Source organism: Sorangium sp. So ce362 (assembly GCF_051519845.1).
GTDB lineage: Bacteria > Myxococcota_A > Polyangia > Polyangiales > Polyangiaceae > Sorangium.
The window spans coordinates 279,522-297,687 of the sequence record NZ_CP150332.1 but is presented as its reverse complement, the minus strand read 5'-3'; the positions used below and the strand labels follow the sequence as shown (position 1 = coordinate 297,687).

Genomic DNA, 18,166 nt, shown 5'->3' with positions numbered 1-18,166 from the left:
CGCGGCGTCACGCGCGAGGTCCGAAGGTCGATTCGAATCCAAGGGAGAGACCCCCGATGAACGAAGCACAAGCCATCATCTCGCTGTGGTCGGAGGCCGTTCGCGACGGCAAGGATGCGGTGCTGGCGACGGTGGTGCGCGTGGAGGGCTCGGCCTATCGACGCCCGGGGGCGCGCATGCTGCTCGTCGAGGACGGGCGCCGCGTCGGCTCGGTGAGCGGCGGCTGCCTGGAAGGCGAGGTGGCGCGCAAGGCGTGGTGGTTGACCGGCAATGGGAGCCCCGCCCTCGTCCGATACAGCACGCGCGAGGAGGAGGAGGGTGAACGCCCCTATGACCTGGGCTGCGAGGGGGTGATTCACGTGCTGCTCGAGCGGTTGCGCCACGAGGAGGAGCCGGTCGAGCCGATCCATTTCCTTGCCTCGTGCGTGACGCGCCGGCGCGCGGGGGTGCTCGCCACCGTGATCGGCGCGCTCGACCCCTCGCGGGCGCGCGTCGGGGACCGCGTGACCCTCGATGCGGACGGCCACCTCGGCGGCCTTTTGCCGGACGCCGCGCTGGCGCGAAGCATCGCCGCGCGCGCCGCGGACTGCCTGCGGCGAGGAGCCTCCGAACAGGTGGCGTTCGGGGGCGCGCGCGTGCGGGTCGACGTCTTCCTCGAGGTGGTGCGCCCGCCGCGCTCTCTCGTCGTGTTCGGCGGCGGCCACGACGCGGTTCCGCTCGTGCGTCTCGCCAAGGAGCTCGGGTGGCACGTGACCGTGGCGGACGCTCGGGCCCATTACGCCCGCCGGGATCGCTTCCCCGTCGCCGACGAGGTCGTGGTCACAGACCGCGCGTCCCCGCTCGCCAACCTCGTTATCCCGCCCGAAACAGCCTGCGTGGTCATGACGCACAGCGTGACGCAGGACCGGGCGCTCCTGCGAGCGCTCTCCACGGTTCCTGTCGCCTATCTTGGCCTGCTGGGACCGCGGCGCCGCACCGAGCGCCTGCTGGCCGAGAGCGGCGCGCCCACGTTCGCGTGCGCAGGCGGTCTGCACAGCCCCATCGGCCTCGACCTCGGGGGCGAGACGCCGGAGGAGATCGCCCTGGCCATCCTCGCGGAGGCACAAGCGTGCCTGTCTCGTCGCGAGGGCCGCAGCCTCCGTGACCGCGCCGGGGGATCGATCCACCTGCCCGCGGCGCCCCTCCAGGGATATTCCCGCAGAGGAGCCGCGGCGGCGCCGGCGCTGGTGCCTGAGGGGTAGACTGCATGTCCTGCCACACGGCCGCGCCGGAGTTGGCGAGCCAGGGCCAGCCGCGCTCACCAAAGCGCCGAGCGCGTTCGCGCGGCTCCCCTGGATCAGGGTGGACCGGGGCAGAAGGCGAAGCCGCGAGGCCCGAGACCTCGGTCCACCCATCGCATGGGGCCTATCCCTCGTCTGGCAGGTACAGCTTGACGTCGTCGAACTCGGCGGTGCCCTCGTAATAGTTGATGTGCGGGTCGCCGAAGAAGAAGTGATCCGGGTAGGCCGACCCCGCCGGCCAGGTCTCGAAGGTCTTGCCGAAGTCGACCGTCTCGTTGAAGCCCGGGCCCTCGAGCTCGTCGGGACGCTGGTTGTAGTGCCACGTCACCGGCGGCTCGCGAAAGCCCCGCCGCGCCGCGTACGTCGTGCTGCCGCCGTGGTGGAACCTGCCCGCCGCGGACATCGCATAGCCCTCGCCGTCGCGCTCGACGGTGAACACGTAGGTCTCCCGGTCGAGGTACTTGTCCACGAAGACGGGGCCGTCCTTCCACCCGCCGGCCGTGTACGACGTGAACCCATTGCCCGTCCAGGGGCTCCCGAACGCGTCGCCGCGGAGCCAGATCATGCTCACGTAACGCGAGCCGTCCGTCTCGGCCCGGCCGGTCACGGGGTTCCAGACCTCCGACCAGGGGCCGTCGTCGCCGAAGTTGTTGTCGGTGTCCATCACGACCTTCCGGTGATGATGGATGAAGACGTTGTTGTGAGGCGCCGGCCGCGCGTGGTCGGTGATGCAGAGGAAGTAAACACCGTTACCAAAGGTGGCGGACAGCGGCTTCGTGCTCCGATCGGTGAACCGCCACGGGTCGGCCACCTCATCGCCGTCGTAGCCGTTGATCTTGCCCCGGTGCGTCCAGCTCCCCTCGCGCAGGCCGCCGAAGTCGATGCTGGAGACCGTCACCTCGACGCGGTACCGCGCCGGCAGGGGCGCGGTCGAGCGGAGGATCGCGCCGTCGACATGGCGGGTGGAGACGAGCCTCGCCTTGCCGCCGATCGCCTCGAAGCGGCCGCCCGTCTCGGGGACGCCGTCGCGATCGCTGTCGCGGCCGTACAGCTCGACCGTGAGCCAGCCCCCCTCGCCGTACGTGAAGGACTTCCGGAACGAGCGGAACCTCCGCAGCCCTTCCCGGAACGCCTCGCCGCCGCGCGCGGAGAAGAACTCGCCATCTTCGTCGAAGGCATCGACGTGGTAGGGGCTCGCGTCACCGTACGTGTCCTCGGTCCACGCCGCCGGCTCCTGGAACGGCGCATCGAAGGTCTCGTGGTGCACGAGCCTCCACCCGCGTCCGGCGGCCGGCGCCGCCGGCTTCGGGGCGTCGCCGGTCGCCGCGAGCGTCTCGCGCGCCGGCGCGCGCGAGCACGAGCACGCCGCGAGCGGCAGGGCGAGCACGGCGAGCAGCCGCGTCACGGAGGGCATACAGGCCCGAGCGCCCCCGCCGCGCCGCCTCAGCGGTTCGGCTGCGGCGTGAGGCGCAGGTACGGGCGGACGGCGTTGTAGCCCTTGGGGAACTTCTGCTTGAGGACCTCGGGGTCCTGGAGCGAGGGGACGATCACCACCTCATCGCCGTCCTTCCAGTTCGCGGGCGTCGCCACGGAGTGGCTGTCGGTGAGCTGGAGCGAGTCGATGAGGCGCAGGATCTCATCGAAGTTGCGCCCGGTGCTCGCCGGGTACGTGAACGTCGCGCGGATCTTCTTGTTCGGATCGATGAGGAACACCGAGCGGACCGTGAGCGTGTCGCTCGCCTGCGGGTGGATCATCCCGTAAAGGCTCGACACCTTCCGGTCCACGTCGGCGAGGATCGGATAGTTCAGCTTCGTGCGCTGCGTCTCCTCGATATCGACAGACCAGCGCTTGTGCGAGTCGACGTCGTCGACGCTGAGGGCGATGGGCTTGACGCCGCGCTTGTCGAAGTCCGCCTTGAGGTGCGCGACCACGCCGAGCTCGGTCGTGCAGACCGGGGTGAAATCCTTCGGGTGCGAGAACAGGATCACCCACGAGCTCCCGGCCCACTCGTGGAACCGGATCTTCCCGTGCGTGGACTCTTGCTCGAAATCAGGCGCGATGCTTCCGAGTTGCAGGCTCATGACAGTCCCTCCTGGCCGCGGCGCTACGTCCGCTATGGCGGATGAATCTCCGCCAAGCCGCTCAGCGTGTCAAGCCGGTCGCTGCGGTCTTTCGCGCTGGCGCCTCGCCGGCGGCTGGCCGGCCTGGCGGGCGGCGCCGGCCCAGGCGGCCGCCGGGCGGCGCCGGCCCGGGCGGCCGCCGGGCCCTGGTTCCGCGCGCGGGAAATCCCCGTGAGCGGGAAATCCCGTGGAGACGAGAGGGCCTCAGAGCGCGCCGACCTCGCGGCGGAGGCCGTGCCAGGGGATCTCGCGCGGCGGAGCGGCGCGTCGCTCGCCCGCCTCGCCCGCCTCGCCCGGCTCCGCCGGGGTCGAGCACGCGCCGTGCTCCAGCAGGTGCAGGGCCTCGGCGAGGCACGCCTCGCCCGTGTCGCCCAGCTCGGCGTCGAGCGTCTCGACGGCGGCGCAGTCGGGGGCGAAGCCTTCGTAGAAATCCCCCTCGTCCTTCGCGTTGAGCACCCGGAACGAGATCGGGTGCAGGCTCTTGTCGCAGTAGGACCACCCGTGCATGCCGACGGGCTTGCCGTGCGTCGTCGAGCCGACGATCTGGACGTCCATGTAGGCGCGCAGGCTGTTGATCAGCGTCTCGCTCGCCGAGGCCGTCGCGCCGGTGGTGATGACGACCAGCCGGGACAGGGGGAGCGCCGGCTGGTCGAGGTCCTCGAACGAAGCCCGCTTGTCCCAGTCGGCGTGCCGGTCGTTATGCGCCATGACGTCGAGCAGCGCGCCGCTCTCCGCGGGCCGGTGGATCAGGCTCGCGAGGTGCCTCTCGACGGCGAGGCGCCCGCCGCCGTTGTAGCGCAGATCGAGGACGAGCTCGTCGATCTCGCTGTCCCTGAACATCGCGAAGGCGCCGTCGAGCTCCTTCGTGGTGGGCTCGATGAAGGTGGTGAGCATGAGGTAACCGACCGTCGCGGATCCCGCCTGCAGGATCCGCGGGTTCAGCACCGTGGTCATGGGATACACCGCCTTCCGGACAGCGACCGTGAAGACCTCCGCGCCCGCGCGCTCGATCGTCAGCGAGACATCGACGCCCTCCTCGTCGGGGCCCGCCACCTCTGCCCAGAGATCGTCGCTCGCCACCTGCTCGACATCGATCTTGTTGATGGCCAGCACCCTGTCGCCCCGCCGCAGGCCCGCCGCCCCCGCGGGCGAGGCCGGATGGACGAGCGCGAGCCGGAGGCTGCCCTCCGGGTCGTAGCTCCAGCGGAGGCCGAGCCCGAGGGTCTGCCCCTCCTTGAAATAGGCCTCGTAATCGCTCTGGGTCGTGATGTAGCTCCAGCGGTCTCGCGACGTGTCGACGAGATCCTCGAGCAGCGCCTCGGGCGAGGGGTAAGCCCGGTGGTCCACGTCCGGCACGCGGTCGTACCAGAGATAGGCGTCCTTCATCAGATCGAACAGGAACCGGTTCTGCCCCTCCGTCGAGCAGTCCTCCGCCTTGGGCTCCGACGGGTCATCTGACGCGGTGCAGCCTCCGGTCAAGGAGGCCGCCAGCGCGAGGGTGCATGTGGAGAGGACCGCGACAAGCTTCGAAGCGACCATGCCGCTCAGCACATCACGGAAGGGAAAGGGCGGGCAACGCCGATCGGAGGCGGGGGCGCGGGCCGCACCGGATTGCGGAGGTTCGTCCCTGGTGCGGCGGAGGGATTTCCGGGCGCCTACCGTGGACGTGGAACCAGGGACGAGCTTGGGCGACGAATTTGCGGTTGCGAACCGTCGCGATCCGGAGCTTTTGCCACAGTTCTGGGGGCAGCAGACCACCGATCGCACCCCCTCGGAAGGCGTGGGCCCAGCCCGGGCCCAACCGGCGATGCCTGCGCTTGGAGAGCCGGCGTCAGCCGACCCCTCCCCTCGGTCCGCCGTGGTCGCGTCGCTCGCCGCCACCCTGAGCCGTGCCGTCGCCCTCGGTGATGCGGAGGCAGCCCGGGTCGTCCACGAGGCGATCGGCCGACTGATCAGTCTGCCGTTACCGTCGGAGGACCGGGCCAGTTCGCGCCGGTAGTACGCCGACCGCCGCCGGGGGGGGCCTTCGCGGACCCGCATGGCGAGCAGCAGGCGCCGTCGCCCACACGGGCCCGTCGAGGCGCGCGAGTTCTGGACCAGCTCCGGCTGATCAGGGCCCGGAGCGCCTCCCTCCTCCTTGTCGACGAGGGCGAGCAGGTCACCTAAGTCGCCAGGATCATGAAGCTACTGGCCGAGACCGCCTTCTCGCAGCTTCGCGCTCGGCCGCAAGCACCTCGCGCACGTGCTCAAGCGCTGGCGTCACTTGCGGTAGCCCTGGCCTTCCTGGCCTTTCAGGTGACAGGAGGTTCCTTGTGCGCTCCACCCCCCTGAAAGCGCGACGCAATGTCAACAACTTACCCACGAATCGAAGGGGCCGCCTTCACTCTACAGCCTGCGGGCTCCTCCGCTCCTCCCGCCGGAAGGCCCGCCAGCGTCCTGGCTCCCCTGCGCTACTCCCATTCCTGCTGGAGGAGCGGGAGGAGCCGCTCCCAACGCGCCTCGAACTCCTCGGAGGGCAGCCACCAAAGCCAGAAACGGGCTACGACTTTCTTGCGAGTGATCTCGTCTTGCCCTCCCGCCGCCGAGGCAGCACTCGCGTAGTCCAGGAGCCTCTCATCAGTTTCATCGAGCTCACGCCCGTCCATGCGCTCCACGGCCACCCGCGTGGACTCGGACAGGAGGCCAATGCGATGCGCGGAAGCGGCGATCTTCGCGATGGGCTGGTCGAGCCTGCGGGCGGCCGTTAGGATATGACTCAGGCCTACGGGGACAGTGTTCCAAGGCTGCTCACCGCTCAGGTTCCATGAAACCAGCCGCAAGTCGTCATCGGTCAGTGTAATGTCATCCAACGCAGCCCCCTCCGGCACGTCCAGGGACAATCCGGGGAGCCCCTGCAGATGCCGCAGGACGTCGCTCGGTTGAACCCCAAGCTTGTGCGCCGCCAGCAGCACCCGAACCGTCGACACGTGGCTGATGTAGGGAGTTCCCGCGTTCAGGTTCCACGAAAGAATGACCCGTTGCTCCTCGGACACATCGATCCCCTCCAGCGCAGACGGCGCGAACGCGAGCTTGATCCCCAGCACTTCGAACCGAGTGAGCCGACGCGCGGCTTCCGCGGCAGGCAACCGCATGCTCTCCGCCGTGGTGAGGACCCTATCAAGCCCCACCTCGCCGCGCAGCCAGGGGTACGAAGCATCGTCGTTGCGTGACAAGAGGCGGAGATCCTCGTCTGTCGGATTCATGTCCCGAAGCGACTCGGGGCTGATCTCAACATGTACGCCGAGGGGTGCCAGACGCCGCAGACGCTGTACAATCTCCTCAGGCAACATCTCCAACACCTTCACAGCTTTGAGCAGCTGGCCCGGAGGGACTTTACCTCGCACCCACGGCGGCTGGCCATCAAGCTCACGCGACAGCAGCTTCCAGTCATTGTCGTCGAGGCTAAGGCTCTCGAACAAGGAGGGATCCACGTTCGAGGGCTCCACAACAATTCCGAGAGGCGCGTATCCGCGAGCACGCGCGAGCACTTCCGCAACAGACATGCGCTGCATTGCAGCAATGCGCGCAATGGACAGAAGGTGGCGGACAAGACCACCTCCGCGCTCGAACATGCCAGTCCGCCCCCACAGCTGATTCCCCAGGAACAGTTGGTCGCCCGGCTCGGGCGCTGGAATTGGAAGGTCCGCAAGCTGCAGCATGTGAGCGGGCCAACTCAATGGAATCGACACGGCGCCAGCTTTTGCCCAGCACGCCACGCGCCATGCCTCCAGAAGATTGACGTTGCTAGGATTCGGAGACTCAAAGCGCATAAAGTGAACAATGTCATCATCTTCTGCGCAACTACCAGTCTTCTGAATCTCGGCACCGCTTTGATTTGGGCCGTCAAGGCGCAGGTACCGCCCCTGACGCAAAAGAGCTGTGCAGACAGCCCTTGCGACGTTTAGACTAATCGACTCAAGCGCCCAGAGAAAGCCAAACGTTAGCCCCTCCCATTCGGGAAGAACGTGCCAGTCTTTCTCCGCAACCTCGATCGCGCGGGCATGGTCCCAGCTATGAACCGTCCGACGGTCTGCAGTCAGCTTGGGAGGTCGCTGCCCGCGCAGGTTGACCAGCATGCATGAAGCCGGTGAACTACTCGTACTAAGGCCATCGACGAGCACCCTGACTCCAATATTGAAGTTGCGTCCCGCATGCTCGGGCGCCAGCCACCAAATGTCGGGATCCGTCGTCGGCAAGCATCGTGCGCGCGGAATCTCCCGCACATTCCTCGCGGGCACGCCAATCGGCCAGCGGAGCGAGGCCCTGTCTTTCTCCTCGACCCTGGTGTCCACCTCAGCGACCCACAGCAACTCGCCGAGCACCTCGCCGCACGAGAGCTCCTGTTTGTACTGTGACATCCCAAGCTCCGATCTTTTGCTGTAGGTTGTGGACGTCAGATAGAGCCGCACCCGCGTTCCGGGCTCGGGCATGTCCTCCTCCCGGCCGTGCTCCAGCCGGAAGAGGCCGCTCGCGCTGGCGATCCGGACCACGAGCGGGCTGGACCAGCGCCCGTCCGGATGGTAGCGACGGGTATAGATCACCAGCTCGTCCGCCAGCATGAAGTAGCTCAGTACGCCGATGCCGAACTGGCTGTTCCGGTGCAGTTCGACAGGCTCGGGGAGCTGCTGCCATGCTGCCTGCTCCTCGATGAAGTCCGGCGTGTCGTGGAAGCGCTGTCCCGCCACGGCGAACACGCGCTCCACCACCTCCTCCGTCATCCCCACGCCGTTGTCCTCGCACTCGATGTAACGCCGGCCCGCTGCATCCGTGGACTGTCGAAAGGTGATCCTCCCTTCGTACGGCGCACTGCCGGCGGGCTTGCCGATGCGCTTCAGGTACTCCGCACGTGCCTTGCGGTAGCGGCACGCGTCCAGCGCGTTCTGGTACAGCTCGCGGATGGCCAGGGTCGGATCGCCGTAGAGCGCCTCTCCCATTAGGAGCTCGCGGATGCGGTTATGATCCAGACGAAAGCGCACGTGCGGCAGCCGGTAGAGCGCCCGCCCATGCGCGTTCGTGGCCGGCTGGATGCCCTCCCCGGAGAGGCGGCTCGGCAGATCCTGGAGCAGCGCGAAGGCTTGCTGATCCCGGTCGTGCTTGCGCCGGATCCGCTCGAGCGCCTCGTCGGCTCGGCGGACCAGATCCTTGAGCGCGAAGTCCACCACGGGCGACGTGCACGCCCGTTCGAGCAGGTGACGCTCGTCACGCGCAGTCCAGCGTGCGGCGCGAAGCGCCTCCCGGATCTCCGTTGCCTTGAAGCCGTCCCGGCCGACGTGATCGACCACGACCTCATCCGCCGTCCGCACGTCCAGCGCCTGCCAGCCCGCCGCGCAAAGGAGGTAGCCCAGCGCCGGGATGCGGAGATGGATCCCGTCAAGGGTCACCTCCCCCTCCCGCTCGATGCCTTCCTCGCCATCCAGTGCATCCGGGTTGACGCCGACGCAGCGCGCCAGCCGGAGCAGCATCTCGATGCGCAGCCACCGCGCCGCGCCATGGTCGTCGACGATGCGCACGATCTGCTCCAGCAGCGGGTAGGCGGGTCCACCCGGCGTGCGGCGCCAGAGATCGCTGCTGGCCTGCAGGGCACGGATCATCATCCACAGGCAGACGGACCGCCGATCGTCGCCTGCGAGCCTGGTCGCGTGACGCACGAGGTCCGGGCGACTATGGCGGAGCTGCTCGAGGGCCGCATGCGCCGCATCCGCTGTGCGCGCCTCGCCCTCGACCGCGAGATCGTCGGGCCGAGCAGGCGCCATCCAGGCGGCTCCGGCGGCGAACGCGGCCTCGCGGAGAAACGGCGCTACGAGGACCAGAACGACCTCCTCCGGGCGCACCGCGTCCGTGCGCACGAGTTGCTCGAGGCGCTGGACGACGCGGACCGGATAGCGATCATCCCGCCACGGATCTCCCGGAACAGCGGCCTCGCCCCGCTGCCACCAGGCCCAGCACGTGTCCGCGAGCTCGACGGCCAGCAGCCGGAGCCGCTCCGCCGTCTCGCCTCCCGACGCTGGCCAGAGAGCCGCGCGCTCGATGGCCTGGCGCCAGGTGGCGGGCTCGGCCGGAGACGCGATGGCCGGGGCCGCCGTGGACGGCGGGGGGACCGGGAGCGGTTGCTGTACGGGGAGTTCCTCCGGCCGCGTGGGGCACAGGTCGTCCGCGAGCCGGTACGTGTAGTCCACCGTGACGCGCCAGCTCCTGTCCTGCAGCCGAACGGCCAGGCGAGGCCAGAGACGGGAGTGCGCCTGGCCGTCGCGCAGGTCGATCTCGCCGAGGGTGTACCCGTGCTTGCGGTCGAGCTTGCCGTCAGGGGGCAGCTTCTCGATGCCGAAGAGGGATGTCGCCTGCCACATTCGCCGCGCATCGCCGCCGCCCACCCTGCGCATCTCCGCGAAGGACTCGTGCAGGTGGCCGCACAGGTGCGCCGTGAAGAACGGGGCAATGCTCGCCGCGTATGCGTCGCGGCTCTCCTTGCTGAGCCACGAGGGCGGATGGTGCGTCAGGAGAAACGTGAGGTGGTGGCGCTTGCGCCATGCGGGCAGATCGCTGCCGCACGCCGGCTGGATCTGCCGCACGTCCACCCAGAGCTGGCCCTCCTTGACTTCGTCGGATGTGTCGAGGAACGCGGAGTTCATCCCGGCGAAGCCGAAGCGCGCGTCGTCCTTTTCGAGCGTGTAGGAGAACTCCCCGGGCAGTAGGCCCTCCGCCAGGCCCGTCGTCGGCCGCCGCTTGCAGTCCTTCCACCATTTCTCGTAGCCCTTGAACCAGCCGCGGAGGGGCCTGAGCTTGTCGCGACCGCCGCGCCAGAGGTCGTCCCGCTGGCGTGGATCCGTCAGCAGGCCGTACGCCGTCGCGTCGGTCTTTCCAGGTCGGTCCAGGTCATGGTTGCCGGGCACCGCGAGGAGCTTCGGCTCTGGCGCGAACGGATGGACGCGCTGGAGGACCTCCCAGATCTGGGCGAGCGCCCTGTCCACGTGCCGGTACTCGTTGTGCTTGCCGCTGAACGCGAGATCGCCGGTGAACAGCACGATGTCCACAGGACCCACGCGGCGGGTGACCTGCTCCAGATCTTCGAGCAGGGATTGCGCTGCGCTCGGCCACAGGCCTTGATCCTTCATTCCGGTGTGCAGGTCCGTGATGTGAAGCCAGCGCAGCGTAGTCATAGGCGTTCTTGCCGGATTGTGCCTGTCCGAGCAGGGGGCTCTTCGCCCCTGTTCGGTGGGGTTTCCGATCTGTCAACAACCTCCCGCCGGGCGGGGCGAGCCGGCCGGACACGGAGGCAACGGGCGAGCAGAGGTCGTATGTTGGGTGCGCTAACGATGCAAGCTCGGCGAGCTGGCGCACATTGGGTAGCGCTGTGCTCCGCTTACCATGCCCTCCGTGCATCGTCTCCAGACCGAGCTCAGCGCCATCCTGGACGAGGTCGGACAGCGGGCGATCTAGCCCCGTCCTCCTCGGTGCGTTCGCTGGTCGCACGTACCTGTGCGAGCCCAATCGCAGGGGTCACCCGCGGCCTCCAGCTCCTCACGCCGCCCGGGGTGCTCCGTCGTCTAGCGAGCGGCTCAGACATCACTCCACACGCTCGGCCCACTCCGCCCTCGTCGCCATCGCTTCCTCCTTCGTCGCGAGGCGGAGCGGGGGCGGCGGGCGGGACGCATGCTCCGAGCCTACCAGACGACGCGGGTGGACGGCGTGGACGCGCGCGTCCCGTGCAGCGCGCCTCGCTCCTCGCGCGGTCATGGACCGCCGCGAGAGTCGACACCGGTCGCGGCGCTTTTCTAGGCCGCAAACGAGAAATTTCGTCGCGCAATCACAATGCTCTCCACGAAACACGCGGCACTTCTGCACGCTCGACCGCGTCGTCGCGGTGGTATGAAAAGCAGCGCCGCGCTGGATGCGCCAGCGCGGCGCTGTGGTCCCCCTCGTTTGCCCCGAGCTGAACCGTGCGTGCCTCTATTCTGCTGATCCATCCGCGGCAAGCGGCGGCCCTGGCCCTCGTCCTTGCCTCCGCGTTCCCCGTACAGGCCGCGGCCGCGGACCCTCCTCCCCGGTCCCCCGAGGTCCAGGAGCTCATCGAGGAGGCGGAGAAGGCCGCCAAGCGGCTCGACCTCGCTCGCGCCCGCGAGCTCTGGGCGCGGATCAACGAGCTCGAGCCCTCGACGATGGCCGTGTGTCAGCTCGGCGTGTTCGACCTGCGCCTCGGCCGGATCGAGGAGGCCGCGGCCGAGCTCTCCACGTGCGTCGCGCAGATGCCCGCGCCGACCAACGACGTCGAGCGCCGCCGCTACGAGGTCCGACGCGCCGACCTCGCGGCCGTTCGGCAACGCGTGGCCGAGCTCCACGTGAGCGCCCCGCCGGGCACGGCGCGGCTCCTGGTGGACGGTCGCGAGGTGAGCGCGGGCGGCCCCGTCTTCGTCGCCCCTGGACAGCACGAGGTCACGGCGACGGGCAAGCAGGGGCAGGTAGCCCGTGCGCTCGTCAAGGTGACGGCGGGGCAGTCGCGGCGCGTCGCCCTCGCCTTCGAGGCCCCGAAGGCCGCCAGCGCTCCAGCGCGGGCGCGCAACCCGTGGACCCTCGGCACCGGCGCGGCCGCCTCGGCGGCCCTGCTCGGCGCCGGCGTCGGCCTTCACCTGGCCGGCGACGCCGCGGAGAGCGAATCGGCCGCCAAGGTGTCGCGCCTTTCGGACGGCTCGATGCTCCCGAGCAGCGCGCAGTTCCGCAAGACCTACGACGAAGCGCACGCGGCGAACACACGAGCGGGCCTGTTCCATGGCTGCGGCTCGGCTGCGCTCGTCGCAGGGGCAGCGCTCGGTGCCGCGACGGTCGTGTACGTCGTCTGGCCGCGGAAGGCCGAGATCCGCACGAGAGGCGCCGGCGCGGAGGTCCAGCTCGTATGGTAGCCGCCGGCGACGTCTGGGAAGGCCACGAGCTACTCAACGAGGAGCGCGGCTTGCTCCGTCACTTCCTCGCGCGGCAGGTCGGTGACACGGGGGCTCTGGTCTGGTTGCACGTCCACGAGGGCGCGCGCCTCGATGCGGGCCTGTTCGCCGAGGAGATCGCGCGCCTGCAGCGCCTCGCAGGCGAGGTCCCGGAGGTCGTCCCCGTGCTCTACGGAGGGGTGAACGGCGCCGTGGCTTGGGCAGCGTCGCCCGTGCTCGACGACGCGATCCCGCTCATCGACGCCACGCGCGGAAACGACCTCGGGCCGGCGGATCTCGAGGTGCTGATCGACGTCGGCCGTTGTCTCGTGCGCGCTCATGAGCTCTCCTTCATCCACGGCGCCCTCAGTCCGGACCGGGTCTTCGTCGGGGGCGATGGCCGATACGCGATCACCCACTTCGGGTTTGCCCGTCTCTTTCAGCTCGGCCCGGAGGACGCTCGTCAGGATCCGTATGGGTACGCACCGCCCGAGCTCTTCTCGGGTGGTCAGCTGGGACCTCGCGCCGACGTATACGGTTTCGGCACGATCATGTACGAGCTCCTGTGCAAACGCGCCCTCTCGCCGTGGACCCGACCCCCGAGCTTTCCCAGCGGGATCCCTCCGATGCTTCAGGTGATGATCCAGAGGGCCCTTGAGGAGAACCCCAAGCGACGGCAGCCGAGCATCGACAAGATGCTCTCTGTCCTGACTCCCTTTGCCCGCGCGTGGGAAGAGCTTGGCGCACCGCCGGCCCCTCACCACGCGGACATCTTCGCCGAGCCGTCCGGCGCTCGGCACAAGTCGGACGAGGCGGCGGCCATCCTCGTGGAGGACGAAACGGACGCGTTCGCCTCGGGTGAAGAGGGAGGGCGAGCTGGCGAGTTCCCCGCGCCCCGCCCTTCCGACGTGCCCGACACGGTCAAGAGCGTGCCGCCGCGGGACGCGGCGGACGACGTCACCGACGCGTCCCCGGTCGCCACGCGGCACCCTTCCGAGACGCCCTCCACCCTCAAGAGCGCGATCCCGCCGCAGGACGCCCGCGACAGCATCACCCACGCGCCTCCGGTCGCGCTGCCGTCCCCTCCAGCGCCCGAGCTACCGGACCTCGAGCCGATGCTGCCGGTCCCGCCGGTGCCCTCGACCCCGCAGCGCTCTCCGGTGCTGCCGGTACCGCCGGTGCCCTCGACCCCGCAGCGTTCAAGCCGCACCCCAGGGCGACGCTCCCCGCCGCGCTGGTTCGGCGCGGTGCTCGCGCTGGCGTTCGTGCTGGGCAGCGCGGCCACGGTCCTGCGGCGGGAGCCACCGCGTCACGCCGTGCCGCGCCTGGGGCCAGTGGTCCACGCCGCGGCGGGTCGAGCCACCCCGCCGCCCTCAGCTCGATCGCTCGATCGATGCCCTGAGCCGCTCCCAGGGGCCGCCCCGCCGCCCGTCGCGGCGCGGCCGCGCACGAATCGGCCCGCCGCTCCCACACGACAGACCATGAAGACGCCGGCGCAGGAGCCCGATCTCTGTGACGGTCTGCTCCCTTGTCAGAAGGTCTTTTACTGAGCAGCAGAGGGGTTCCCATGCGGTCGACATCTTGTTTTGCCTTCAGCATGGCTGCGCTGCTCGGTTGCGGGGAGGACCTCGAGATCCCCAGGCCCCGGACCGATGACAACCCGGTGTTGTTGTGGATCGGCGACACGCCGGATTTTCCCATCTGTCCGGGAGGTCGGCTCGATTACTGGGAGGGCTGGGCCGATGTGCGCATGGATCCTCAGTACCAGAATGAATGCGGGACGTGCGCGTGCAGCCCTGCCGCGTGCGTGCTGCCGGACAGCGTGGGGGCGCACGAGGCGCCGCTCTGCGCTGACGAAGGGGTCAAGGTTCACTTCGCCGGGACAGCCGATCCGCCGGGGCACTGCGTCAGGACCTCGCCCCTCGTCCCCGGCGACGCGTTCGCCTCGGTCACCATCAAGCCGCCTACGATGGCTCCCAGTTGCGATCCCTCGAAGCAGCTCACTCCGCCGCCCCTCAGCGGGCGCTTCGCACGAGCTTGCCCGTGGACCGGTGAGTACGTTGCCTCCTTCGATGGGCTGGTGTGTATCGCACCGGAATCCGACGGCTCGTGCCGGCCGGGCTTCTCCGCACGCTTCGAGTTTCAGGAGAAGATCAGAGACGCTCGTACCTGCACTCCATGCGAGTGCGGCGCCCCCGTCGGTGGAAGCTGCGTGGCGGATGTCATGCTCTTCAGCGACGCCAGCTGCTCGGACATGCTGATCTCGATCAACGGAATCGGCGCAGAAGAGGAAATCTGCTACGGCGCACCTGCCGATTCGCCTCTGGCAGGCGTGCGCGTGGTGTTCGCACGGGACGAGCCGGGCACGTGCACGCCAACAACTACCGTCTCTCTGGTGGACGGCACGATCGAGAGCAGCGAGACCCGAACGTTCTGCTGCTCCAGCGCGGACGTGGTGGAGGTGATTCATGGCAATGCTGACGATTGACCAAGACTGTGGGGTAGCAGCCGCGATGCGCTGGGTTGCCCCCTCCATGCTGGCCGCATGTGTGCTACTCGGCTGCTCTTCGCCGATGCCCGACGACCTGCCAGATCCAGATCCGAGCCAGCTCATCCTGCTCTACGGAGGCCCACCGGAGTACGCTCCACGATGCGATGGCAAGGTCTTGTGGGAAGGGTGGGCTGGGACGCCTGGGCCGGTCGAATGCGAGCCTTGCGAGTGTAGCTCATCCTCCTGCGTGCTCCCGCAGAGGGTGCTCCTGCACTCCTCGTCCCGTTGCTCCAGCAGCGACCTCGTCGATACGATCGATGCAGGCAACAGCTGGGATGGGACATGTTTCCCTCTGACCCACCCCATTCCTAGCGATTCCTACGCTTTTGTGACGATCGAGCCGCCGCCGGTAAGTCACTGCGAGCCTGTCTCTCCGGTTCCTGCGCTGCGGCGAACCGGCATGGAATTCATCCGGGCGTGTGAGCCGGATTTAGACTTCGTCCCCACGGCATTCCTTTACTGTTACCCCCCGCAGGCGAACGGAGAATGCTGGGACTCCTACCGGAGGCGGCGGGAGATCCCCCTCTACAACGACACGCGCACGTGCAGCCCGTGCTCCTGTAGCGAGCCGAGCCGCGACAAGTGCCGCGTACAGACCACGGTGTATTATCAGGCAGACTGCTCCGAAGAGCTCGGAGCCGTTTTCGTTTCCGGGCTGGATGGACCGCTCTGCACGGATACGATCGACGGACAGATCGGTGCGATTCGGTCTATCCTCGTGAAGGACGAGCCTACCTGCACGGCTTCGACCGACTCCAAGGTGGTGAGCGGCGAGCTGGAGCCCGGCGACACGCACGTGCTCTGCTGCAACCGTTAGGACCGCCCCATACTTCTGGACCCGGACCTTCACCGAGACGGGGAGGCGGCCGAACTCGCTCGCGGCCCTCGTCGTCGGCGCCGCGACCGAGCTCGGAGAGGTGTAAACGGCGGCCGCGCCCGCGTGACGAGCACGGCGATCGCGCCGAGCTCGCGGTCTTCGAGCTCGCCCAGGTCGCCCGCCAGCGATGTGACCGCTTCTACCTGGAGGAGAAGATCCCCTGCCGAGATGCGAGCCGCCAGAGTTCCCCCGGCTCGTGCGGCCACGACCGCGCCGCGGCGGCGGAGCGCCGCCGAGCTCCCCGCGAGCGCTTCCGAGGACGAAGCGCCCGAGCTCAGCCACGTGGACGGCGGCCGCCCGGGGGGAGTAGTTACGGATCCACCCAGGTCCAGACGTTCGAGAAGAGGCACACGTAGATCGTCGCCTCGCCCATCAACGCCCCGTCCATCGCCACGTCTGGCACCACCTCGTTCCCGAGCTCCGGCGGGATCGTCTGGTAACCGGGGTACGTGGCCTCGATCTCTTCTGCGACCGCCGCCGGTATCTCGTCGGGCTCGCCCCTGCTGTGGATCCCATAATAGGGCCCGAGAAGGCTCACGTGGAAGCTGAGCGAAGCCCTGTCGCTGAGCGAGGGAACGGGCCCCACGTCCCTAAGGCGATAGATGCGGGCCGAGTACGCCGGGACGCTCCCCCCCGTAAACAGGTGGAGCGACTCGTTTTGCAGACTGTATCGATCCCCCAATCGGCGGATCATTGCTTTCCACGTCGGGTACTCCGCTCGCCCGCGGTTTGCGGCTTCCACCAGGCGGCGATGTTCTTCCGTGTCGTCGTAGAAGGGCTCGTTGGGAGGCACGTGCCTGCGTTCGAAGTTATGCACGCCCCGCGGGTAGAAGCGGTAGACGAGGCCGAGCAGATCGGAGCGGTTTATCACCATCATTTCGTCACCGAGGCGCCTAGTTTCGGGTACTTGGATTTGAACGCAGCGTCCACCGCGCGGTGAAACCTTTCGCAGAAGATCCCCGGCGGCAAGTTATAGTCCATGAGCTGTCCGACCTCCTCCGTGATCTCTTCGCTGAGGTTGGCTGCAAGGAGTGGATCGATTTTTCCCATCAACTCAGTCCGGAGCGGCATCTGGATGGTGAGAGAACAGTACCACTCCCTGGTGCCGGCTGTAGACACGTGCTCGAATTTCAGGTTTGCCTTGGCCTGTTGGTACCCTCCGGCCTTACCCCTTCCGTCATCCTGGACAGTGGTAACAAACGGGAAATCCGATGTCTCGAAATTTACCCAGACAAAGTGGGCCATTCCAGGCTTCGGACACTTCGAGCTGCATGCACCGCTACAGCTCAAGAAGGTCGCTCCGGCTCCCGCTACATCGCCGGCTCCGGGGCACTGGTCTCGCGGGCTCTCCGGGCTGTATGTCGTCGGGGTCTCCGAGCTGTCGCTCGGGCTCTCCTCTTCGTCTTCGAGCTCCCACTCGTTGCAGGCGATCTTGCGCTCGTTGCCGTCGTGCGGGCCGTCCGGCGGCTCCGCCCCGAAGTCACCGGATGCGGCGGAGGTGTAGACGGGGCGGGGCTCCGAGCCTGGACCGGCACCTGCCCCCGAAGTTCTTTCCCCGACAGGGTAGCAGTCTCCGATCGTCCAGTTGCACGCCGCCAGCGTCCAAGCCGATATGACCACGACCAATAACAGAACTGTTCTCACGTTCATTTAGCACTCCATCGAAGCACAGGACCAGCAACAACGACGACGGACACGTAGCCCGGGAGCACCAGACTGCCCCGACCGACCCAATCCACGTTGACGCTCACCGACACCCCCAGCGGTCCAGCAACGTACGCGTTGGTCTGCGCGTGGCCGCCTACGGCCAAGCCACCGACGCGGCCGCACAAGGTGATGCCGCAGGCCGGCACGACATAGAACGCGACCGAGGGCCCCGCGCTGACGTTGCCGTCCTCCCACGCGTACCCGATGTCGGCCGAGGTCTGGTTGTACACCCCGGGCCCGTCCTCCTGGGTCGGGGGTAGGATCGTGCACAGGTCATGCACCGTGAACAGGATGTCTCGCTGGAGGGGCCACGCTATGCCCGCGTGCGGGCCCACCGCGAGGCGCGGAACGGTACCGGCCTGGAGCCACCCGAGGCTCACACCGGCGCTCAGCTCGTACGCTTCTACGCGCGCCGGGACAACGAGGAGCGGGAGGACAACCCCTGCTGCCCATGAGATCCGCCGTTGTGACGCCCTCACCGTCTCCCCCCGGTTGGAAATCTTCGGCCGCTGCGCGCGATGAGCGCTGAGAACCGCAAGCCATTTCTCTGAGCGTGATGTGGGCGTCAAAGACAAATTTCGCGGTGAAACCGGAATGCATGCGGGTCCGCCCGTCCCGGGCGTGCGCAGGGGCGCATGCGGTTACGCGGCGGGGGTGTTCGCCAACGAGCTGGTCGATG

13 protein-coding genes are annotated in these 18,166 nt (G+C 68.3%); 6 read left to right on the top strand and 7 right to left on the bottom strand.

Features of this window, described 5'->3' with window-relative positions; genetic code table 11:
- Nucleotides 1-56: 56 nt before the first annotated feature.
- Nucleotides 57-1,241 carry an XdhC family protein gene (locus WMF17_RS01180; protein ID WP_437647558.1) on the top strand — a complete coding sequence of 395 codons (1,185 nt, stop codon included), beginning with the start codon at nucleotides 57-59 and terminating at the stop codon, nucleotides 1,239-1,241.
- A gap of 163 nt (nucleotides 1,242-1,404) precedes the next feature.
- Here WMF17_RS01180 and WMF17_RS01175 read toward each other — a convergent pair whose 3' ends face one another.
- The 4 genes from WMF17_RS01175 to WMF17_RS01160 all read right to left on the bottom strand — a co-directional run bounded on the left by WMF17_RS01175 (nucleotide 1,405) and on the right by WMF17_RS01160 (nucleotide 10,597).
- Complete coding sequence (locus WMF17_RS01175; protein ID WP_437647556.1) at nucleotides 1,405-2,694, bottom strand: hypothetical protein; 1,290 nt, start codon at nucleotides 2,692-2,694, stop codon at nucleotides 1,405-1,407.
- A 29-nt stretch (nucleotides 2,695-2,723) separates the two neighbouring features.
- Entirely contained in the window at nucleotides 2,724-3,362 is a 639-nt protein-coding gene (locus WMF17_RS01170) for a peroxiredoxin (RefSeq protein ID WP_437647554.1), read from the bottom strand.
- Nucleotides 3,363-3,605: 243 nt separating this feature from the next.
- Complete coding sequence (locus WMF17_RS01165) at nucleotides 3,606-4,940, bottom strand: S41 family peptidase (RefSeq protein ID WP_437647552.1); 1,335 nt, start codon at nucleotides 4,938-4,940, stop codon at nucleotides 3,606-3,608.
- 911 nt (nucleotides 4,941-5,851) lie between these two features.
- A complete protein-coding gene (locus WMF17_RS01160; protein ID WP_437647550.1) occupies nucleotides 5,852-10,597 on the bottom strand; it encodes a wHTH domain-containing protein in 4,746 nt (1,581 codons plus the stop codon).
- A 780-nt stretch (nucleotides 10,598-11,377) separates the two neighbouring features.
- On the opposite strand from WMF17_RS01160, the gene WMF17_RS01155 reads away from it, so the two are divergent.
- The 4 genes from WMF17_RS01155 (at nucleotide 11,378) to WMF17_RS01140 (ending at nucleotide 15,720) form a co-directional block, all read left to right on the top strand.
- On the top strand, nucleotides 11,378-12,334 hold the full coding sequence (locus tag WMF17_RS01155) for a hypothetical protein (protein WP_437647549.1): 957 nt from the start codon (nucleotides 11,378-11,380) through the stop codon (nucleotides 12,332-12,334).
- Nucleotides 12,328-13,902: a serine/threonine protein kinase gene (locus tag WMF17_RS01150; RefSeq protein WP_437647547.1), complete on the top strand. Its 1,575-nt coding sequence runs from the start codon at nucleotides 12,328-12,330 to the stop codon at nucleotides 13,900-13,902. Before WMF17_RS01155 ends, WMF17_RS01150 begins: the two co-directional genes overlap by 7 nt.
- A gap of 17 nt (nucleotides 13,903-13,919) precedes the next feature.
- Nucleotides 13,920-14,840, top strand: a complete 921-nt coding sequence (locus tag WMF17_RS01145) for a hypothetical protein (protein ID WP_437647545.1) — start codon at nucleotides 13,920-13,922, stop codon at nucleotides 14,838-14,840.
- Between the two features lie 463 nt (nucleotides 14,841-15,303).
- On the top strand, nucleotides 15,304-15,720 hold the full coding sequence (locus tag WMF17_RS01140) for a hypothetical protein (protein ID WP_437647544.1): 417 nt from the start codon (nucleotides 15,304-15,306) through the stop codon (nucleotides 15,718-15,720).
- 370 nt (nucleotides 15,721-16,090) lie between these two features.
- Here WMF17_RS01140 and WMF17_RS01135 read toward each other — a convergent pair whose 3' ends face one another.
- From WMF17_RS01135 to WMF17_RS01125, 3 genes are read right to left on the bottom strand one after another with little or no spacing between them, the layout of a single operon-like run.
- A complete protein-coding gene (locus tag WMF17_RS01135; protein WP_437647542.1) occupies nucleotides 16,091-16,657 on the bottom strand; it encodes a hypothetical protein in 567 nt (188 codons plus the stop codon).
- Nucleotides 16,654-17,430 (bottom strand): hypothetical protein, encoded by a 777-nt coding sequence (locus tag WMF17_RS01130; RefSeq protein ID WP_437647540.1) that lies wholly within the window; start codon nucleotides 17,428-17,430, stop codon nucleotides 16,654-16,656. The genes WMF17_RS01135 and WMF17_RS01130 overlap by 4 nt, the downstream gene beginning before the upstream one ends.
- Nucleotides 17,427-17,717: a hypothetical protein gene (locus WMF17_RS01125; RefSeq protein ID WP_437647539.1), complete on the bottom strand. Its 291-nt coding sequence runs from the start codon at nucleotides 17,715-17,717 to the stop codon at nucleotides 17,427-17,429. The genes WMF17_RS01130 and WMF17_RS01125 overlap by 4 nt, the downstream gene beginning before the upstream one ends.
- Nucleotides 17,718-17,762: 45 nt before the next feature.
- On the opposite strand from WMF17_RS01125, the gene WMF17_RS01120 reads away from it, so the two are divergent.
- Nucleotides 17,763-17,942 carry a hypothetical protein gene (locus WMF17_RS01120; protein WP_437647537.1) on the top strand — a complete coding sequence of 60 codons (180 nt, stop codon included), beginning with the start codon at nucleotides 17,763-17,765 and terminating at the stop codon, nucleotides 17,940-17,942.
- Nucleotides 17,943-18,166 lie beyond the last annotated feature (224 nt).